16 protein-coding genes and 1 riboswitch are annotated in these 16,251 nt (G+C 58.6%); of the genes, 8 read left to right on the plus strand and 8 right to left on the minus strand.

The genetic code is table 11. The features are described from left to right. Window positions 1-106: 106 nt before the first annotated feature. Window positions 107-1,156, plus strand: coding sequence for an AI-2E family transporter (locus KOSB73_RS29020; protein WP_004134785.1), 1,050 nt, complete (start codon window positions 107-109; stop codon window positions 1,154-1,156). On the opposite strand, the gene arnF is transcribed toward KOSB73_RS29020, so the two are convergent. The 8 genes from arnF to KOSB73_RS29060 form a co-directional block, all read right to left on the minus strand. After that, a complete protein-coding gene (arnF, locus tag KOSB73_RS29025; protein WP_004134783.1) occupies window positions 1,153-1,536 on the minus strand; it encodes a 4-amino-4-deoxy-L-arabinose-phosphoundecaprenol flippase subunit ArnF in 384 nt (127 codons plus the stop codon). The two genes, KOSB73_RS29020 and arnF, sit on opposite strands and share 4 nt — an antisense overlap. Continuing rightward, a complete protein-coding gene (gene arnE / locus KOSB73_RS29030) occupies window positions 1,536-1,874 on the minus strand; it encodes a 4-amino-4-deoxy-L-arabinose-phosphoundecaprenol flippase subunit ArnE (RefSeq protein WP_004134781.1) in 339 nt (112 codons plus the stop codon). The genes arnF and arnE overlap by 1 nt, the downstream gene beginning before the upstream one ends. Further along, entirely contained in the window at window positions 1,871-3,526 is a 1,656-nt protein-coding gene (gene arnT / locus KOSB73_RS29035) for a lipid IV(A) 4-amino-4-deoxy-L-arabinosyltransferase (RefSeq protein ID WP_004134779.1), read from the minus strand. The genes arnE and arnT overlap by 4 nt, the downstream gene beginning before the upstream one ends. Next, entirely contained in the window at window positions 3,526-4,428 is a 903-nt protein-coding gene (gene arnD / locus KOSB73_RS29040) for a 4-deoxy-4-formamido-L-arabinose-phosphoundecaprenol deformylase (RefSeq protein ID WP_024359808.1), read from the minus strand. The genes arnT and arnD overlap by 1 nt, the downstream gene beginning before the upstream one ends. Continuing rightward, the gene (arnA, locus tag KOSB73_RS29045) at window positions 4,425-6,410 is read right to left on the minus strand and encodes a bifunctional UDP-4-amino-4-deoxy-L-arabinose formyltransferase/UDP-glucuronic acid oxidase ArnA (protein ID WP_004134775.1); all 1,986 of its coding nucleotides are present in this window, start codon (window positions 6,408-6,410) and stop codon (window positions 4,425-4,427) included. Before arnA ends, arnD begins: the two co-directional genes overlap by 4 nt. Beyond that, the gene (gene arnC, locus KOSB73_RS29050) at window positions 6,407-7,390 is read right to left on the minus strand and encodes an undecaprenyl-phosphate 4-deoxy-4-formamido-L-arabinose transferase (RefSeq protein WP_004134773.1); all 984 of its coding nucleotides are present in this window, start codon (window positions 7,388-7,390) and stop codon (window positions 6,407-6,409) included. Before arnC ends, arnA begins: the two co-directional genes overlap by 4 nt. A 1-nt stretch (window position 7,391) precedes the next feature. After that, window positions 7,392-8,531, minus strand: coding sequence for a UDP-4-amino-4-deoxy-L-arabinose aminotransferase (gene arnB, locus KOSB73_RS29055; RefSeq protein WP_098141378.1), 1,140 nt, complete (start codon window positions 8,529-8,531; stop codon window positions 7,392-7,394). Between the two features lie 401 nt (window positions 8,532-8,932). Continuing rightward, on the minus strand, window positions 8,933-9,439 hold the full coding sequence (locus KOSB73_RS29060; RefSeq protein ID WP_024359806.1) for a phenolic acid decarboxylase: 507 nt from the start codon (window positions 9,437-9,439) through the stop codon (window positions 8,933-8,935). Window positions 9,440-9,536: 97 nt separating this feature from the next. Between KOSB73_RS29060 and KOSB73_RS29065 the strand changes: the two genes are divergently transcribed. The 7 genes from KOSB73_RS29065 (at window position 9,537) to nikR (ending at window position 15,874) form a co-directional block, all read left to right on the plus strand. After that, window positions 9,537-10,397, plus strand: coding sequence for a LysR family transcriptional regulator (locus tag KOSB73_RS29065; RefSeq protein WP_024359805.1), 861 nt, complete (start codon window positions 9,537-9,539; stop codon window positions 10,395-10,397). 181 nt (window positions 10,398-10,578) lie between these two features. Beyond that, entirely contained in the window at window positions 10,579-12,147 is a 1,569-nt protein-coding gene (gene nikA / locus KOSB73_RS29070) for a nickel ABC transporter substrate-binding protein (protein ID WP_049087056.1), read from the plus strand. Then, window positions 12,147-13,091 (plus strand): nickel ABC transporter permease subunit NikB, encoded by a 945-nt coding sequence (gene nikB / locus KOSB73_RS29075; RefSeq protein ID WP_004134764.1) that lies wholly within the window; start codon window positions 12,147-12,149, stop codon window positions 13,089-13,091. The genes nikA and nikB overlap by 1 nt, the downstream gene beginning before the upstream one ends. Beyond that, on the plus strand, window positions 13,088-13,921 hold the full coding sequence (nikC, locus tag KOSB73_RS29080) for a nickel ABC transporter permease subunit NikC (RefSeq protein WP_004134761.1): 834 nt from the start codon (window positions 13,088-13,090) through the stop codon (window positions 13,919-13,921). The genes nikB and nikC overlap by 4 nt, the downstream gene beginning before the upstream one ends. Continuing rightward, window positions 13,921-14,682, plus strand: a complete 762-nt coding sequence (gene nikD / locus KOSB73_RS29085; protein WP_024359803.1) for a nickel import ATP-binding protein NikD — start codon at window positions 13,921-13,923, stop codon at window positions 14,680-14,682. The genes nikC and nikD overlap by 1 nt, the downstream gene beginning before the upstream one ends. Then, window positions 14,682-15,452, plus strand: a complete 771-nt coding sequence (gene nikE / locus KOSB73_RS29090) for a nickel import ATP-binding protein NikE (RefSeq protein WP_004134753.1) — start codon at window positions 14,682-14,684, stop codon at window positions 15,450-15,452. The genes nikD and nikE overlap by 1 nt, the downstream gene beginning before the upstream one ends. Window positions 15,453-15,457: 5 nt before the next feature. Then, entirely contained in the window at window positions 15,458-15,874 is a 417-nt protein-coding gene (gene nikR, locus KOSB73_RS29095; RefSeq protein WP_049087054.1) for a nickel-responsive transcriptional regulator NikR, read from the plus strand. Window positions 15,875-16,038: 164 nt separating this feature from the next. Continuing rightward, a riboswitch (M-box (ykoK) riboswitch) is annotated at window positions 16,039-16,222 on the plus strand. The last annotated feature ends 29 nt before the right edge of the window (window positions 16,223-16,251 follow it).

Consider the following 16,251-nt stretch of genomic DNA (forward strand, 5'->3'; position numbering starts at 1 on the left):
TGTTTCATTTCTACCACGCCACACGTTATAAATCAGCAGCCAGATTAGGATTCCTGGCAGCAAGCCAGCCGCTACACTTAATGAAAATCATAGAAAGGAACCGTGAATGACAACCCCTCAGCCCGATAAAACGGGTATGCATATTCTGCTTAAACTGGCGTCACTGGTGGTGATCCTCGCCGGGATCCATGCCGCGGCAGATATCATCGTGCAGCTATTACTGGCGCTGTTCTTCGCCATTGTCCTCAACCCTCTGGTCACCTGGTTTATTCGCCGCGGCGTGCGTCGCCCGGCAGCCATTACTATCGTGGTGGTGGTGATGCTGATCGTGCTCACCGCGTTAATTGGCGTACTGGCCGCATCGGTTAACGAATTTGTCGCCATGCTGCCAAAATATAATAAAGAGCTGACGGCAAAAGTCCTGCGGCTGCAGGAGGCGCTGCCGTTTTTGCATATTCACATGTCCCCGGAGCGTATGCTGCAACGCATAGACTCTGACAAGCTGATGACGTTCACGACCACCTTGATGACCGGGCTCTCTGGCGCTATGGCCAGCGTCGTTCTGCTGGTGATGACGGTGGTGTTTATGCTTTTTGAAGTCCGTCATGTGCCTTATAAACTCCGCTTTGCCCTCAACAACCCGCAGATCCACATCGCCGGTCTGCACCGGGCCTTAAAAGGCGTTTCGCATTATCTGGCGCTGAAAACGCTGCTTAGCCTGTGGACTGGGGTGATTGTCTGGTTAGGGCTGATGCTGATGGGGGTTCAGTTTGCGCTGATGTGGGGCGTGCTGGCTTTTCTGCTGAACTATGTGCCTAACATTGGCTCGGTGATTTCCGCCGTTCCGCCTATGGTCCAGGCGTTACTTTTTAACGGTTATTATGAGTGTCTGATGGTCGGCGCGCTCTTTTTAGTCGTGCACATGATCATCGGCAATATTCTCGAACCCCGCATGATGGGCCATCGGCTGGGCATGTCTACGCTGGTGGTTTTCCTCTCGTTGCTGGTCTGGGGATGGCTGCTTGGCCCAGTGGGAATGCTGCTGTCGGTACCGTTAACCAGCGTATGTAAAATATGGATGGAGACCACCAAGGGCGGCAGTAAATTAGCCATCCTGCTCGGGCCCGGACGCCCCAAAAGCAGGCTACCGGGCTAGCCCTGCCGCTTCACCGGCCAGAAGATCGTCAGCACCCCGGCGACAATCAGCAGCACGCCCAGCAGCGATTGCCAGTGGAAAGGCTCATGCCAGCCGGGGAGCCAGATGGCGGCGGCCCAGACCAGGATATAGCTCAGGCTCAGCAGCGCGTAGGCTTTCGCCAGCGGCAGTTGATGCAGGGCGAAGTACCAGCAGACCATCGATAGCAGGTAACCCATAAGCCCGAACGTCAGGCCAAACGTGCCCGCCCGCAGATGCAGCAGATGGTTGAGGAAGGTGAATATCTCTGTCAGCGGCGGGAGTTCGACCATCGCGCTGCGCAGCAGCAGCTGCGCGCCGCTCGCCAGGCCGACGCTGAATAACGCCCAGATTAAGCCCATCAGATACGGCTCCCCAGAATAACAATCCCGACGACGATCAGCCCCACGCCAAGCCAGTGGCGGCGCGCGACCGGCTCGCGCCAGATCCCCCACGCCGCCAGCGTCACCCAGACAAAGTTCAGGCTCAGCATAGGGTAGGCGATACTGACCGGGATTGACTGCAGCACGCTAAGCCACAGCAGCATACTGCAGCCGAGAGCGAGCAGCGCTAAACCCAGCCAGCCGAGGATATGGCGCCCGCGCCGCCCGGATTTGGACGGGCGGGTGGCCTGTTTCTGGCACAGCTGTCCGGCGCAGCTCAGCAGGCTGGCGAAAACCAGACAGATCCACACGCTCATTGCGGCAGGTACTGGATAAACACCACGCGCCCCAGCTCGTAGAAGCTGTCCGGTTTCGGTAGCGCTAAATCAGCCATACTTTCTCCTTTGTCCATCAGCAGAACCAGCGAGACGGGTCCCTGCTGGCGGTGCGTCGCCAGCCAGTCAGCAAAATGCGCCTGATCGACAAACTGGTGCTGCGCGTCCGGCCAGGAGAGACCGTACTTCAGCTCGCCCTGCTTGTCGAACAGAATGATATCGCTGCGCTTGAGCTCCCACGACAGCCCGCCGGCGATACCGACGTTATTGGTCAACACGTAGCGGCTCGGCGTCAGCGATTCGCTGACGATATCCACCAGAAACTGCGGCTGCTTGCTGTCGATCACCCGATCCGGGATAGCGAAGCCCACCAGCAGCGCCAGCCCGAGCGGGCAGCAGGCGGCGAGGGTCCAGCGGCGGCCGTTATCCTTCATCGCCAGCCAGCCCATCAGCGCCCACCAGCCAAATATCAGCGCCGCCAGCAGGCACTTATACAGCTCAATGTGGCTCCATACCGGCTTGTGCATAAAGCCCCACGGCGAAACCACCAGCACGGCGACCAGGCCAATCAGGCCAAAGGCCAGGTTGATCGCGCCGTTAATTTTCAGCGCTTTCACCCCCGCCTTCGCCGCATCCAGCGCGTAGCGCGCCATCAGAATCGACAGAGGAGCAAAACAGGGCAGGATGTAGGTCGGGAGCTTACCCTTAGCAATGCTGAAGAACAGCAGCGGCATCGCCACCCATCCGAGCAAATAGAGCGCACCGCGCGCCTCATCGCGCTCGGTCCAGCCGCGCTTGAGCGCCCCCGGCAGCAGCGCCAGCCACGGCAGGCTGCCGGCAATCAGGAACGGAATGTAGTACCAGAACGGCGCTTTATGCTGGGCATCTTTTTCCGCGAAACGCTGGATATGCTCCACCCAGAAGAAGTAGCGCCAGAAATCCGGCTCGCGTTTGGCGATGGCGAGCCCCCACGGCAGCACCACCAGCGCGCAGACGCCCACCGCCAGCCAGCCGTAAGTCAGCACTTCGCGCCAGCGCTTACGCGCAATCACCCACGGCAGCACTCCGACCACCGGCACCGCCAGCGCAAGGAAGCCTTTGGTCATCACTCCCATCCCGCAGGCCACGCCGAGTAAAACATAGCCGAAAATTTTACCGCCGTGGCTTTGAGCCTGCGTCGCGCCCCAGAAGCTGCACATCGCCAGCGCCATCCACATGGTGATCATCGGGTCGAGCACCGCGTAGGTGCCGATACCGTAGACCAGCAGCGCGGTCAGGAAGATAACCGGCGACAGAATCGCGACGCGTTTATCGCGGAAAAGACGCCACGCCAGCCAGGCAACCAGCAGCGCGGTAACGGTAATCGAAAATACCACCCCAAAGCGGACGGCGAAATTATTGTGGCCGAATAGCCACTGGCCGATGCTGTTGATCCAGTAGCCGGCAATCGGTTTTTCAAAGTAGCGTAGCCCGAGGAAATGCGGCACCACCCAGTCGCCGGTCGCCAGCATTTCGCGGCTGATCTCCGCGTAGCGGGTTTCATCAGGCTGCCAGAGCAGGCGGAAGTTGAGCGGCAGTATATAATAGAGGACAAAAAGGGCGACCAGAGAGGCGCCGTAGCGAATGCTTTTCATCAAACACCCGAATTGAGTAATTGTTCACGTCCAAGCCAGCCTTCCCGGCCGGCCAGTTCACCACGAACCACCTTCCCTCGCGGCAGCGCGCTAAAATCGGCGGGCAGCAGCTGGCTTAGCGGGCAAAACTGGATCTCTTCCTGTGCGGCCATGGTCAGCAGTTCATCAAACTGATCCGCGAAAGCAATGCCCTCCACTTCAGCATGGATGGTATAGACCGGCGTCCCCGCGTCGCGGTGGATGCAGTCCAGCAGATAGCGGTTGAAGCCCGCAATATCCACCGCGTTTCCCACCGCTTCATCCCAGGTCGGTAAGGTCACCGGGATCTGCACGGTCCCCGGCGCGCCGTTCCCCAGCTGCGGCAGAAAAGGCCCGGTCCCCCGGCAGTCGCTGTTATAGAGGAAATCGAAAGCCTCTTTGGCTTTGATCACCCGCTGATCGGCGCGCCAGCCGGCAACGGCGGAACAGGTTACCGGGCGACCGATAATCCGCTCCAGCTCCAGCAGCCCGCGTTCAACCTCCAGCGTCAGCCTTTCCTGCGGCCAGACGCCGCTCCACGCCTGCCAGCTATAGTGATCCCAGGCGTGCAGGCCAACTTCATGCTCCTGCGCGGCGGCGCGGATAACCTCTTCATTCCGCGCGCCGATCCTGCGCCCTGGCCAGGCGGTGCCGGCCAGCAGGATATCCCAGCCGTACAGCGACGCGGCCTTTGAGCGCAGCATCTTCCACAGAAACTTCGGCTTTACCAGGCGCCAGATATGACGCCCCATGTTGTCCGGCCCGACGCTGAAAAAGAAGCTTGCCTGAATCCCGTGCTGGCTTAGCAGAGCCAGCAGTCGCGGGACCCCGTCCCGCGTACCGCGAAAGGTATCGACATCGATGCGTAAGCCGACCTGTTTCATGATTTGCCGCTGTCCGTCAGTTCAACCGTGCGCAGGAAGAAGTCCAGGGTATGTTCCACGGTCTCTTCCATTTCCACCGTCGGCACCCAGTTCAGGCAGCGCTTCGCGTTGCGAATGCTCGGCTTACGGTGTTCAACATCCTGGTAGCCTTTACCGTAGTAATCGCTACTTTCCACTTCGCGGAATCCGGCGAAAGGCGGGAAGCGGTCGCGCAGCGGATGGCGTTCAAAGCAGGCCAGCAGCATTTCCGCCAGCTCTTTGATACTCGCTTCGTTATCCGGGTTGCCGATGTTGATGATTTGCCCGTCGCAGCGGCCGTCCTTGTTCTCAATGATGCGGAACAGCGCTTCGATACCGTCGCTGATATCGGTAAAGCAGCGCTTCTGCTTACCGCCCTCAATCAGCTTGATCGGCGAACCTTCGACCAGATTGAGGATCAGCTGGGTGATGGCGCGAGAGCTGCCGATGCGCGCGGCGTTGAGGTTATCGAGGCGCGGCCCCATCCAGTTAAACGGCCGGAACAGGGTAAACTTCAGGCCGTTCTTATCGCCGTAGGCCCAGATCACGCGGTCCAGCAGCTGCTTGGAGACCGAGTAAATCCAGCGCTGTTTGTTAATCGGCCCGACCACCAGGTTGGAGGTGTCTTCATCGAAGTTGTTGTCGGTACACATGCCGTACACTTCCGACGTCGACGGGAAGATGATGCGTTTATCGTATTTCACGCAGTCGCGGATAATCTTCAGGTTCTCTTCAAAATCCAGCTCAAACACGCGCAGCGGGTTGCGGGTATATTCGATTGGCGTGGCAATCGCCACCAGCGGCAGGACCACGTCGCACTTCTTAATGTGGTACTCGATCCACTCGGAGTGGATGCTGATATCGCCTTCAACAAAGTGGAAGCGCGGGTTGTCGAGGAAGCGGCTGATGGCGTCGGAGCCAATATCCAGGCCGTAAATCTCGTAGTTGTCGTCCTGCAACAGACGCTCGGTCAGGTGGTTACCGATAAAGCCGTTCACCCCGAGGATCAGCACGCGGGTGCGGCGCTTAATCGCCACCACCGGTTTGCTGCTCAGCACCGCGCCGGCAACCAGGCCCAGCGCCTGCGCCAGCTGGGTACCCTGCATATAAACGCCGCGCTCGGTCTGCCCGGTAACGATTTCTAACGCCCCTTCCTGACAGGCGACGACCAGCGGCGCAACGGAGAGCACCGTCCCCGCTTTGGCGGCGGCCAGATCGTGGCGCACGCGTGATTTCCAGACGATAAACTTGTTTGCGCCGGCGTAGCCGAACGCGCCCGGCCACGGATCGGAAACCGCGCGGACGAGGTTGTGCAGCGTCTGGGCCGAACGTTCCCAGTCGAGGCGACCGTCTTCCGGCGTACGGCGACCGACGTAAGTCGCCTGGCTTTCATCCTGGACGCGCTCTTCGGTTTTACCGTCGCGGATGGCGGGCAGCGCCTGAGCCAGCAGATCCGACGCTGCGGCGCAGAGTTTACGGTGCAGCGCCAGCGCCGCGTCATCCGCGCCAATCGCTACGCTTTTCTGCGCCACGATATTGCCGGCATCGGCGCGGTTAACCATACGGTGCAGCGTCACGCCGGTTTCGCTTTCGCCGTTCACCAGCACCCAGTTCAGCGGCGCGCGGCCGCGGTATTTCGGCAGCAGTGAACCATGCAGGTTAAAAGCCCCCTGCGGCGCAATATTCAAAATGTCATCGCACAGCAGGTTGCGATAATAGAACGAGAACAGCACGTCCGGTTTTATCTCGCGGATACGTTCGATCCACAGCGGATGATTCACATCTTCCGGCGCCCATACCGGGATGCCTTGCTCAGCGGCGATACGCGCCACGGAGCCAAAGAAATGGTTTTCGCCAGGGTTATCCGGATGGGTAAAAATAGCGGCGATGTCATAACCGGCGTCCAGCAGAGACTGAATACCTGCACAACCCATATCGTGATAAGCGAAGACTACGGCTTTCATGAACGATCTTCCTCTTGAGATGCCGTTTCCGGCTGGCGAACAACACGTTGAATAAAGTAGCGGGGGCGGGCGCGGACATCGTTATAGATGCGGCCGATATACTCCCCGAGCAGGCCCATCCCGACGAACTGGGCGCCGATAAACATGAACAGCACCGCGAACAGCATGAACACCCCTTCTGCCGCCCACTGGGGACCAAACACCAGACGCAGCACCACCAGCATCAGGCCGAAGGCAAAGCCCAGCAGGGCGATAGCGCTGCCGAACAGGCTCAGCAGGCGCAGCGGCGTGGTGGTCAGGCAGGTCACCAGGTCGTACATCAGGTTAATCAGGCGCATAAAGCTGTATTTGGAGTCGCCGAATTCGCGCTCGGCGTGCATCACCGGGATCTCAACCGCCCGGCGGGCAAAAGTGTTTGCCAGAATCGGGATAAAGGTACTGCGCTCATGGCAGTTAAGCATCGCGTCGATGATATGGCGGCGATAGGCGCGCAGCATGCAGCCATAGTCGCCCATCGCTTTACCGGTGGTGCGCTGGATCAGGCGGTTGATCATCTTCGAGGCGCTTTTACGGAAGAAGGTGTCCTGACGGTTCTGGCGCACGGTACCGACCACGTCGTAGCCCTCGTCGGCCTTCTCGACCAGGCGCGGGATCTCTTCCGGCGGGTTTTGCAGGTCGGCGTCAAGGGTAATGATCAGGTCGCCGGTAACGTGGCTGAAGCCCGCCATAATCGCCGAGTGCTGGCCGTAGTTGCGGTTCAACAATACCGCCACCACGTGGCTGCCTTCGGCCTCGGCGGCTTCGGTGAGCATCCGCGCCGAGTCATCGCTGCTGCCATCGTCGACCAGCAGAATTTCATACTGCCGACCGAGCGTCGCGCAGGCGGTATCTGTACGGCGGATAAGCTCCGGCAGGCTCTCCTGCTCGTTATAGACAGGAATGACGACCGAGACCTTTTTCACGGGAGGATAGCTAAACATATCAACGTCCTGACAGCTGGTGCAGTGCGGAAATGACCCGAGTGACATCGTCATCGGTCATATCCGGGAACAACGGGATGGAACAAATGCGCGCGCTGTTCCATTCCGTATGCGGTAATGAAACTTCAGGGAAACGCTCGCGGTAATACTTTTGCGTATGCGCCGCGCGGAAGTGCAGGCCGGTGCCAATGCCCATGGCCTTCAGTTTTTCCATCAGGGCATCGCGGCTGATGCCGCAGGCGGCTTCGTCAACGCGGATAATAAACAGGTGCCAGGCGTGCTGATGCTCCCACGACGGCGCCACCAGCGGCCTGAAGGGCGTATCCGCTAGCTCTCGCAGATAGCGTTGCGCGATGGCGGCGCGACGCTGATTGGCGTGGGCGAGCTTGTCTAGCTGCACCAGCGCCAGCGCGGCGTTGATATCCGCGAGATTGTATTTAAAGCCCGGCGAAATCACCTCCGCCTGCGGAGCGCGGCCCAGGGTCTGGCGGTCATAAGCATCGACGCCGAGGCCGTGGAACTTCAGGCTGCGAATACGCGCGGCCAGCTCGTCATCGTCGGTCACCACCAGCCCGCCTTCGGCGCAGGTCATATTTTTGATCGCATGGAATGAGAAAATGGCGGTACCGCGCCAGCCGACGTGGCGGCCTTTGTAGTACGTCCCCGCCGCGTGGGCGGCATCTTCAATCACCGGAATAGCGTGACGCTCGCCAATCGCGCGAATGGCGTCGATATCCGCCGGCGCGCCCGCATAGTGCACAGGGATAATTGCTTTGGTTCGCGGGGTGATTGCCGTTTCAACCGCTTCGGGGGTAATCATTAGATTGTCGGGATCGACATCGATCATCACCGGGGTCGCGCCGAGCAGGCAGATCATGTTCAGCGTGGAGACCCAGGTCTGGGAAGGGGTGATCACTTCATCGCCCGCACCGATACCCAGCGCCATCAGCGTGACGTGCATGCCGCCGGTCGCCGAACTGACGGCGATGGCGTGGCGGTTGCCGGTTAACGTGCAGAACGCCTCTTCCAGCGCCTGATTTTTCGGTCCGGTAGTGATCCAGCCCGATTGCAAAACTTCACGCAGCGCAGCCAGCTCTGCGTCGCCCATCGACGGGCGCGAAAACGGCAAAAAATCGCTCATCATGTTCCTGTTCTGTCAATGACCCGCCGAAAAACGGGGTCGATAAGAAATATCCTGCACCTGCTGACCTAAACAAAATGAAAATGAACGCGAAATCAGCCCGATGGCGCATTTCATTATTTTGTATTCAGATGTTATTAAATTTAGTCAGCTTTGCTTAGGATAATATTAAGAAATTAATATTAATTAGATATGCATAATGATTCTGTTAAAAATCATTTAGATAGAGTGGGATTTATCGTAAAAAAAGGTGCTATAGCGTTCCCGCCGGACGGAGAAATAGCGGGAACGCATTGGCGAAAAGTAAACGGATGCTCAACCAGATTCTAATAAATCTATCTTTAAACATCGTTCAGGGAATATAAAAAATCCAGGCGAATCACGAAACTATTTCAAAATGATTACAGGTTGCCAGGAAAATTGTCAGGTAATTCGTTAGCCGGGCAATTAATCACTTCGTCGTTATCCGCGCCGCAATCGCGCACAAAAGTGATGGTGGCGAACTCATCAATCACTTCTGTCGGATACGCCGGGCCAGCTTCACGATAAGAGACCATCAGCGGGATATGATCGTTCTGGAAGCAGACGGTTTTCTCCGGATTATTCATTACCCAACGCGGGAAAAAGATGGTGCCGTGAAACAGTTTGTCGCCGAGGTTAACGATCAGGCTCACGTCGGTGCCGGTCGGTTCGGTCCAGGAAATTTTGTAGATGCTTTCGCCGACGCGAACGATGTAAGCGTGCTGATCTTTCACCCAACGATTCGCGACGATACCGCTGTGAATGCGATAATCCAGGGTGGTGCCATTTTTAACGTAAATTTCGTAGTTCCAGCCATTATCGTAGGTATAAACCAGATGTTTGCCGATAAAACCGCTCAGGTCATGTTTGTCGAATGTGCTCATAATCTGTTCTCCTCTATTTGTTGAGAACAAGCATACTGCTTTAAAAAATGGATGAATAACGCTATGTTTGGATTAAACTCATTCACTTTTTAGATAGATTATGCACAAGACTACGCTGGAACAATGGGCGCTGCTGGAGAAAGTGGTCGAGCTGGGTAGCTTCGCGAAGGCGGCGGACGAGACCCACCGCAGCCAGTCGTCGGTGAGCTATAATCTCGCCCTATTGCAGGAGCGCCTCGGCGTCACGCTGCTCACGCCATCGGGACGCCGCGCGGTGCTGACCCCGGCAGGCGAGCTGCTGCTCGGTCAGGTTAAGCCGCTGCTGCAGGCCTTCGCTTACGTCGAAACCCATGCCGCTACCCTGCGTGACGGCGCCCGGACCCGGCTGGATCTGGTGGTCGACAGCATTTTCCCACGCGAACGGCTGTTCGCCATTCTGCGCCAGTTTCAGCAGCGCTACCCGCAAACTCAGGTCAGGCTGACCGAAGTGCTGGAAAACGTTGAGGAAGAGCTTCCGGCCCGCAGCGAGGCGGATGTGATGGTGCTGACCCGTCGTCAGGATATTACCGGCCGCGGCGAATGGCTGATGAATATTGATTTTGTCGCCGTCGCCCATCGCGATCACCCGCTATCCGCCCTCGAAGGGCCGCTGGATGATAACGCGCTGGCTCCCTGGCCGCTGGTGCGCATCGCCGATCGCGGCAACGACCCGCAGTCCGCCCGCGACGCGTGGACGTTTTCCACTATTGATGCCGCCATCGATGCGGTGCTGTATCAGGTTGGGTTTGGCTGGCTGCCGGAAGAGCGTATTCGCCCACAGCTTCAACAAGGGGTGCTGAAAGCGCTGCCGCTGGGACACGGCGCGCGGCGGGCAACGCCGCTGCACCTGATCGTGAAGCGTGATTTAACGCCTATTGATGAGCAGGTCGCCACGCTGTTGGATCTGTTCAGAACGCCCTGATGGGCCTGTTTTACCCGGCTTGCGCTGCGTTTAGCCGGGCTGCAGGCTGGTTCGCCATCCCATACAGCCAAAAGAGCGATATCGTTTTCTTATACTTTCAGGCGCTATATTGATCCAGCTTACGCCGAAAGTATGATGAATCATTAAAATCGTCATACTTTCCTGTCGCTGAGAAAAAGCCTTGTCTATTATCCGCACCACGCTGCTGGCGCTACTCGCCTGCGTTCCTTTGCTGGCCCGCGCCGCGCCGAATGACATCACCACCGCATGGCCGGTCAACGTGGGGCCGCTCAACCCGCACCTCTACACGCCCAATCAGATGTACGCCCAAAGCATGGTGTATGAACCGCTGGTGAAGTATCAGGCGGATGGCTCGGTGAAGCCCTGGCTGGCCACAAGCTGGAGGCACTCGGAGGACGGCAAAGTCTGGACCTTCACCCTGCGCGATGACGTAACATTCTCCAACGGCGAAGCGTTTGACGCCGTTGCGGCGGCGGAGAACTTTCGCGTGGTGCTCGATAACCGCCAGCGCCACGCCTGGCTGGAGCTGGTCAATCAGATCGTCGATGTCAAAGCGCTCGACAAAAGCCATCTGCAAATCACCCTGAAAAGCGCCTATTACCCGTTCTTACAGGAGCTGTCGCTGCCGCGTCCTTTCCGCTTTATCGCTCCGTCGCAGTTCAAAGACAATGAGACCCTGCGCGGCATTAAAGCGCCGATGGGCACCGGTCCGTGGGTACTGAAGGAATCAAAACTCAATCAGTATGACGTGCTGGTGCGTAACGACCGCTACTGGGGTGAAAAGCCGCACATTCAAAAGATTACCGTCAAGGTGATCCCGGACCCGACCACCCGCGCGGTGGCGTTTGAAACCGGCGATATTGATCTGCTCTACGGCAACGAAGGGCTGCTGCCGCTCGACACCTTTGCCCGCTTCAGCCACAACCCGGCCTACCGCACCCAGCTTTCCCAGCCGATAGAAACGGTGATGCTGGCGCTGAACTCCGCCAAAGCCCCCACCAACGAGCTCTCGGTGCGTGAAGCGCTGAACCATGCGGTGAATAAAAAATCGCTGATTGATAACGCCCTGTACGGCACCCAGCAGGTTGCCGATACGCTGTTCGCCCCCACCGTGCCCTATGCCGATATTGGCCTGAAGCCGCGTCGCTACGATCCGCAGCAGGCGAAGATGTTGCTGGAAAAAGCGGGCTGGGTACTGCCTGCAGGGAAAGATATTCGCGAGAAAAACGGCCAGCCGCTGCGCGTTGAGCTGTCGTTTATCGGCACCGACGCGCTGAGCAAATCGATGGCCGAAATCATTCAGGCCGATATGCGCCAGGTTGGCGTCGACGTGGCGCTGGCCGGCGAGGAAGAAAGCAGTATTTATGCCCGTCAGCGCGATGGTCGCTTCGGCATGATTTTCAACCGCACCTGGGGCGCGCCGTACGATCCGCACGCCTTTATGAGTTCAATGCGCGTGCCATCGCACGCCGATTTTCAGGCGCAGCAGGGTTTAGCCGACAAACCGGTTATTGATAAAGAGATTGGCGAGGTGCTGGAAACCCGCGATGAAACGCAGCGTCAGGCGCTGTATCGCGACATTCTGACGCGTCTGCACAACGATGCCGTCTACCTGCCCATCAGCTACGTCTCGATGATGGTGGTCGCCAGGCCGGAGTTGGGCGCGATCCCCTATGCGCCGATCGCGTCTGAAATTCCGTTTGAACAGATTAAGCCGGTGAAACCCTGATGTTACGCTACGCGCTGCGGCGGGTCGCGCTGCTGATACCGATGATCTTCGCCGCTTCGGTGATTATTTTTTTGATGCTCCGCCTGGGCACCGGCGACCCGGCGCTCGACTATTTGCGCCTGTCGAACCTGCCGCCGACGCCGGAGATGGTAGCCTCGACCCGCGCGATGCTGGGGCTGGATCAACCGCTTATCATCCAGTACGGCAGCTGGCTGTGGCGGGCGCTGCAGCTGGATTTTGGCGTTTCGTTCGCCACCCAGCGTCCGGTGCTGGATGACATGCTGAGCTTTCTGCCCGCCACCCTGCAGCTAGCCGGTGCCGCGCTGGTGCTGATCCTCCTCACCTCCGTGCCGCTCGGCATCTGGGCGGCGCGCCACCGCGACCGCCTGCCGGATTTTATTGTGCGGATCATCGCCTTTCTCGGCGTGTCTATGCCCAACTTCTGGCTGGCTTTCCTGCTGGTAATGTTCTTTTCGGTTTATCTGCAATGGCTACCGGCGATGGGCTATGGCGGCTGGCGGCACATCATTCTGCCGGCGGTGTCGATTGCCTTTATGTCGCTGGCGATCAACGCCCGTCTGCTGCGCGCCAGCATGCTGGAAGTCGCCGGGCAGCGTCACGTAACCTGGGCCAGACTGCGCGGCCTGAACGCTAAGCAAACCGAGCGTCGCCATATTCTGCGCAACGCCTCGCTGCCGATGATTACCGCCGTGGGAATGCATATCGGCGAGCTGATTGGCGGCACGATGATTATCGAGAATATCTTTGCCTGGCCCGGCGTGGGCCGCTACGCCGTCTCGGCGATTTTTAACCGCGACTACCCGGTCATTCAGTGTTTTACCCTGATGATGGTGATCGTTTTTGTGGTTTGTAACCTGATGGTTGATCTACTGAACGCCGCGCTGGACCCGCGCATTCGCCGCCATGAAGGAGCGCGCTCGTGAACTTTTTCTTCTCTTCACGCGGGTCAGTCCGCATATCTTTGCTCATCATCGCCCTGCTGGCGATCGTTGCCCTCACCAGCCAGTGGTGGTTGCCGTACGATCCGCAGGCCATCGATCTGCCTTCGCGCCTGCTGCCGCCCGGCGGCCAGCATTGGCTCGGCACCGATCATCTGGGGCGCGATATCTTCTCGCGCCTGCTGGCGGCGACCCGCGTATCGCTTGGCTCGGTAATGGCCTGCCTACTGCTGGTGCTGGCGCTGGGGCTCATCGTCGGCGGCAGCGCCGGGCTTATCGGCGGCCGCGTCGATCAGGCCACCATGCGCGTCGCGGATATGTTTATGACCTTCCCGACCTCAATCCTCTCTTTCTTTATGGTAGGGGTACTGGGAACCGGGCTGACCAACGTGATTATCGCCATCGCCCTGTCGCACTGGGCGTGGTATGCGCGGATGGTGCGCAGCCTGACGATCTCCCTGCGCCAGCGCGAGTTTGTGCTCGCCGCGCGGCTTTCCGGCGCGGGCCATATTCGGGTATTTATCGACCATCTTGCCGGTGCGGTGCTCCCCTCGCTGCTGGTGCTGGCGACCCTGGATATCGGGCATATGATGCTGCACGTCGCCGGGATGTCGTTTCTCGGCCTCGGCGTCACCGCGCCCACCGCCGAATGGGGAGTGATGATTAATGACGCCCGCCAGTATATCTGGACCCAGCCGCTGCAAATGTTCTGGCCGGGGCTGGCGCTGTTTATCACCGTCATGGCCTTCAACATGGTGGGCGACGCGCTGCGCGATCGCCTGGATCCCCACCTGATCGCGGAGCACGCCCACTGATGCCGCAACACATTGAACTGCAAAACATCGTCTTACAGGCTGAGCGTGCGCTGGTGCACGGCGTTTCATTGACGATCAAACGTGGGCGCGTGCTGGCGCTGGTTGGCGGCAGCGGCAGTGGCAAATCGCTGACCTGTGCCGCAGCGCTGGGCATTTTGCCTCCCGGCGTGCGGCAAACAGCGGGAACCATTCTTGCCGACGGCAAGCCGGTTTCTCCCTGCGCGCTGCGCGGCAGCAAAATCGCCACCATTATGCAGAACCCGCGCAGCGCTTTTAATCCGCTGCGGACAATGGCCGATCACGCGCGGGAAACCTGCCGGGCATTGGGTAAAGCAGCAGACGACGCCACGCTTATTGCAGCGCTGGAGGCCGTCGGACTGGAGAACGCGCCGCGCGTGCTGAAGTTATACCCATTTGAGATGAGCGGCGGCATGCTGCAGCGGATGATGATTGCCATGGCGCTGCTGTGCGATGCGCCGTTTATCGTTGCCGACGAACCCACCACCGATCTCGACGCGGTGGCCCAGGCGCGCATTCTCGATCTGCTGGTAAATATTATGCAAAACCGCGGACCCGGGATGCTGCTGGTGACGCATGATATGGGCGTCGTGGCGCGGCTGGCGGACGATGTGGCGGTGATGGATAACGGCTGCATTGTAGAACAGGGCGATGTTGACTCTCTGTTTCGCGCCCCGCAGCACAGCGTCACCCGCGGTCTGGTGGCGGCGCATCTCGCCCTCTATGGTCTGGAGCTGGCCTGATGACATTACTGAGCGTATCCGCGATTAGCCATCAATATACCGATTTAAAGGTACTAAAAGAGGTCTCTTTGGCGCTGAAAAGCGGCGAAACCGTGGCCCTGCTGGGACGCAGCGGCTGCGGGAAAAGCACCCTGGCGCGCCTGCTCGTTGGCCTGGAATCGCCCACTCAGGGCAGCGTCTGCTGGCGGGGAGAACCGCTCTGCCGGCTCAATCGCGCTAAGCAAAAGGCGTTCCGGCGGGATATTCAGATGGTGTTTCAGGACGCCATCAGCGCGGTCAATCCGCGTAAAACCGTACGCGAGATTTTGCGTGAACCTATGCGTCATCTGCTGTCGTTGACCAAAGCGGAGCAGCTGGCCCGTGCCAGCGCAATGCTCAAGGCAGTGGATCTCGACGATAGCGTGCTGGATAAGCGCCCCCCGCAGCTGAGCGGCGGACAGCTGCAGCGCGTCTGCCTGGCGCGGGCGCTGGCGGTAGAACCGAAGTTACTGATCCTTGATGAGGCGGTTTCTAACCTCGACCTGGTGATCCAGGCGGGCGTTATTCGTCTGCTCAAAAATCTCCAGCAACAATTCGGCACCGCCTGCCTGTTTATCACCCACGATTTACGCCTGGTAGAGCGCTTTTGTCAGCGGGTGATGGTGATGGATGAGGGGCAAATCGTTGAGACACAGGCCGTGGGCGACGCATTAACTTTTTCCTCTGACGCCGGTCGCGTGTTACAAAATGCGGTACTTCCCGCCTTTCCCGTGCGCAGAAATAAGGTTTAAGCCAGATGCAACGTATTACCATTACTCTCGACGACGATTTACTCGACACGCTGGATAACCTCAGCCAGCGCCGCGGCTACAACAACCGTTCCGAAGCGATCCGCGATATTCTGCGCGGCGCGCTGGTCGAGGAAACCACTCAGGAGCACGGTATCCAGGGCTTCGCAGTGCTCTCCTATGTTTACGAGCATGAAAAGCGCGATCTCGCCAGCCGTTTAGTCTCCACCCAGCATCACCATCACGATCTCTCCGTCGCCACTCTGCATGTGCATATTAATCATGACGATTGTCTGGAAATTGCCGTGCTGAAGGGGGACATGGGCGACGTTCAGCATTTTGCCGATGATGTTATCGCCCAGCGCGGCGTGCGCCACGGCCATTTGCAATGCCTGCCGACGGAGAAGGAATCCCCCCACTCATAAACTGTGCGCGGCGATAAACGGCTTTTTAACTCGCGAGCGGGCTAATGCGATCATGCTGGCTCGTTGGCCCATGCGCCTCGTAGCGGTTTTTCTCAACCATTAATAAACCATATGAATTATACGCTTGGTGAATTATCTCTCTTCGCTAATAATCACGCCTCATTTAACGATCTCGTTATGGCGAGGCTCCTGCATAAACATAAGTTACCGCCCTGTTGGTATCGAGAGAGACCACTCAGGGAAATACAGGCTTCCATCGAATCAAGGTGTTGCCAAGGTAACTTCTGACGGCGTTCATGCCGGACAGATACGTTGTGCAGTGCTAAAACCAGGACGTAGGGATCTGCCTGTGCTCATCCTGTCTTGTTCGCCCCTAT

It is taken from the genome of Klebsiella grimontii (assembly GCF_900200035.1).
GTDB lineage: Bacteria > Pseudomonadota > Gammaproteobacteria > Enterobacterales > Enterobacteriaceae > Klebsiella > Klebsiella grimontii.

Excerpts from the sequence above, each read along its gene's own strand:
- arnB (WP_098141378.1), bottom strand. The coding sequence starts at position 8,531 with ATGAGCGATTTTTTGCCGTTTTCGCGCCCGTCGATGGGCGACGCAGAG.
- KOSB73_RS29065 (WP_024359805.1), top strand. The coding sequence starts at position 9,537 with ATGCACAAGACTACGCTGGAACAATGGGCGCTGCTGGAGAAAGTGGTC.
- arnE (WP_004134781.1), bottom strand. The coding sequence starts at position 1,874 with ATGAGCGTGTGGATCTGTCTGGTTTTCGCCAGCCTGCTGAGCTGCGCC.
- arnC (WP_004134773.1), bottom strand. The coding sequence starts at position 7,390 with ATGTTTAGCTATCCTCCCGTGAAAAAGGTCTCGGTCGTCATTCCTGTC.
- arnT (WP_004134779.1), bottom strand. The coding sequence starts at position 3,526 with ATGAAAAGCATTCGCTACGGCGCCTCTCTGGTCGCCCTTTTTGTCCTC.
- KOSB73_RS29020 (WP_004134785.1), top strand. The coding sequence starts at position 107 with ATGACAACCCCTCAGCCCGATAAAACGGGTATGCATATTCTGCTTAAA.
- nikR (WP_049087054.1), top strand. The coding sequence starts at position 15,458 with ATGCAACGTATTACCATTACTCTCGACGACGATTTACTCGACACGCTG.
- nikD (WP_024359803.1), top strand. The coding sequence starts at position 13,921 with ATGCCGCAACACATTGAACTGCAAAACATCGTCTTACAGGCTGAGCGT.
- nikB (WP_004134764.1), top strand. The coding sequence starts at position 12,147 with ATGTTACGCTACGCGCTGCGGCGGGTCGCGCTGCTGATACCGATGATC.
- arnD (WP_024359808.1), bottom strand. The coding sequence starts at position 4,428 with ATGAAACAGGTCGGCTTACGCATCGATGTCGATACCTTTCGCGGTACG.
- nikE (WP_004134753.1), top strand. The coding sequence starts at position 14,682 with ATGACATTACTGAGCGTATCCGCGATTAGCCATCAATATACCGATTTA.
- arnA (WP_004134775.1), bottom strand. The coding sequence starts at position 6,410 with ATGAAAGCCGTAGTCTTCGCTTATCACGATATGGGTTGTGCAGGTATT.
- arnF (WP_004134783.1), bottom strand. The coding sequence starts at position 1,536 with ATGGGCTTAATCTGGGCGTTATTCAGCGTCGGCCTGGCGAGCGGCGCG.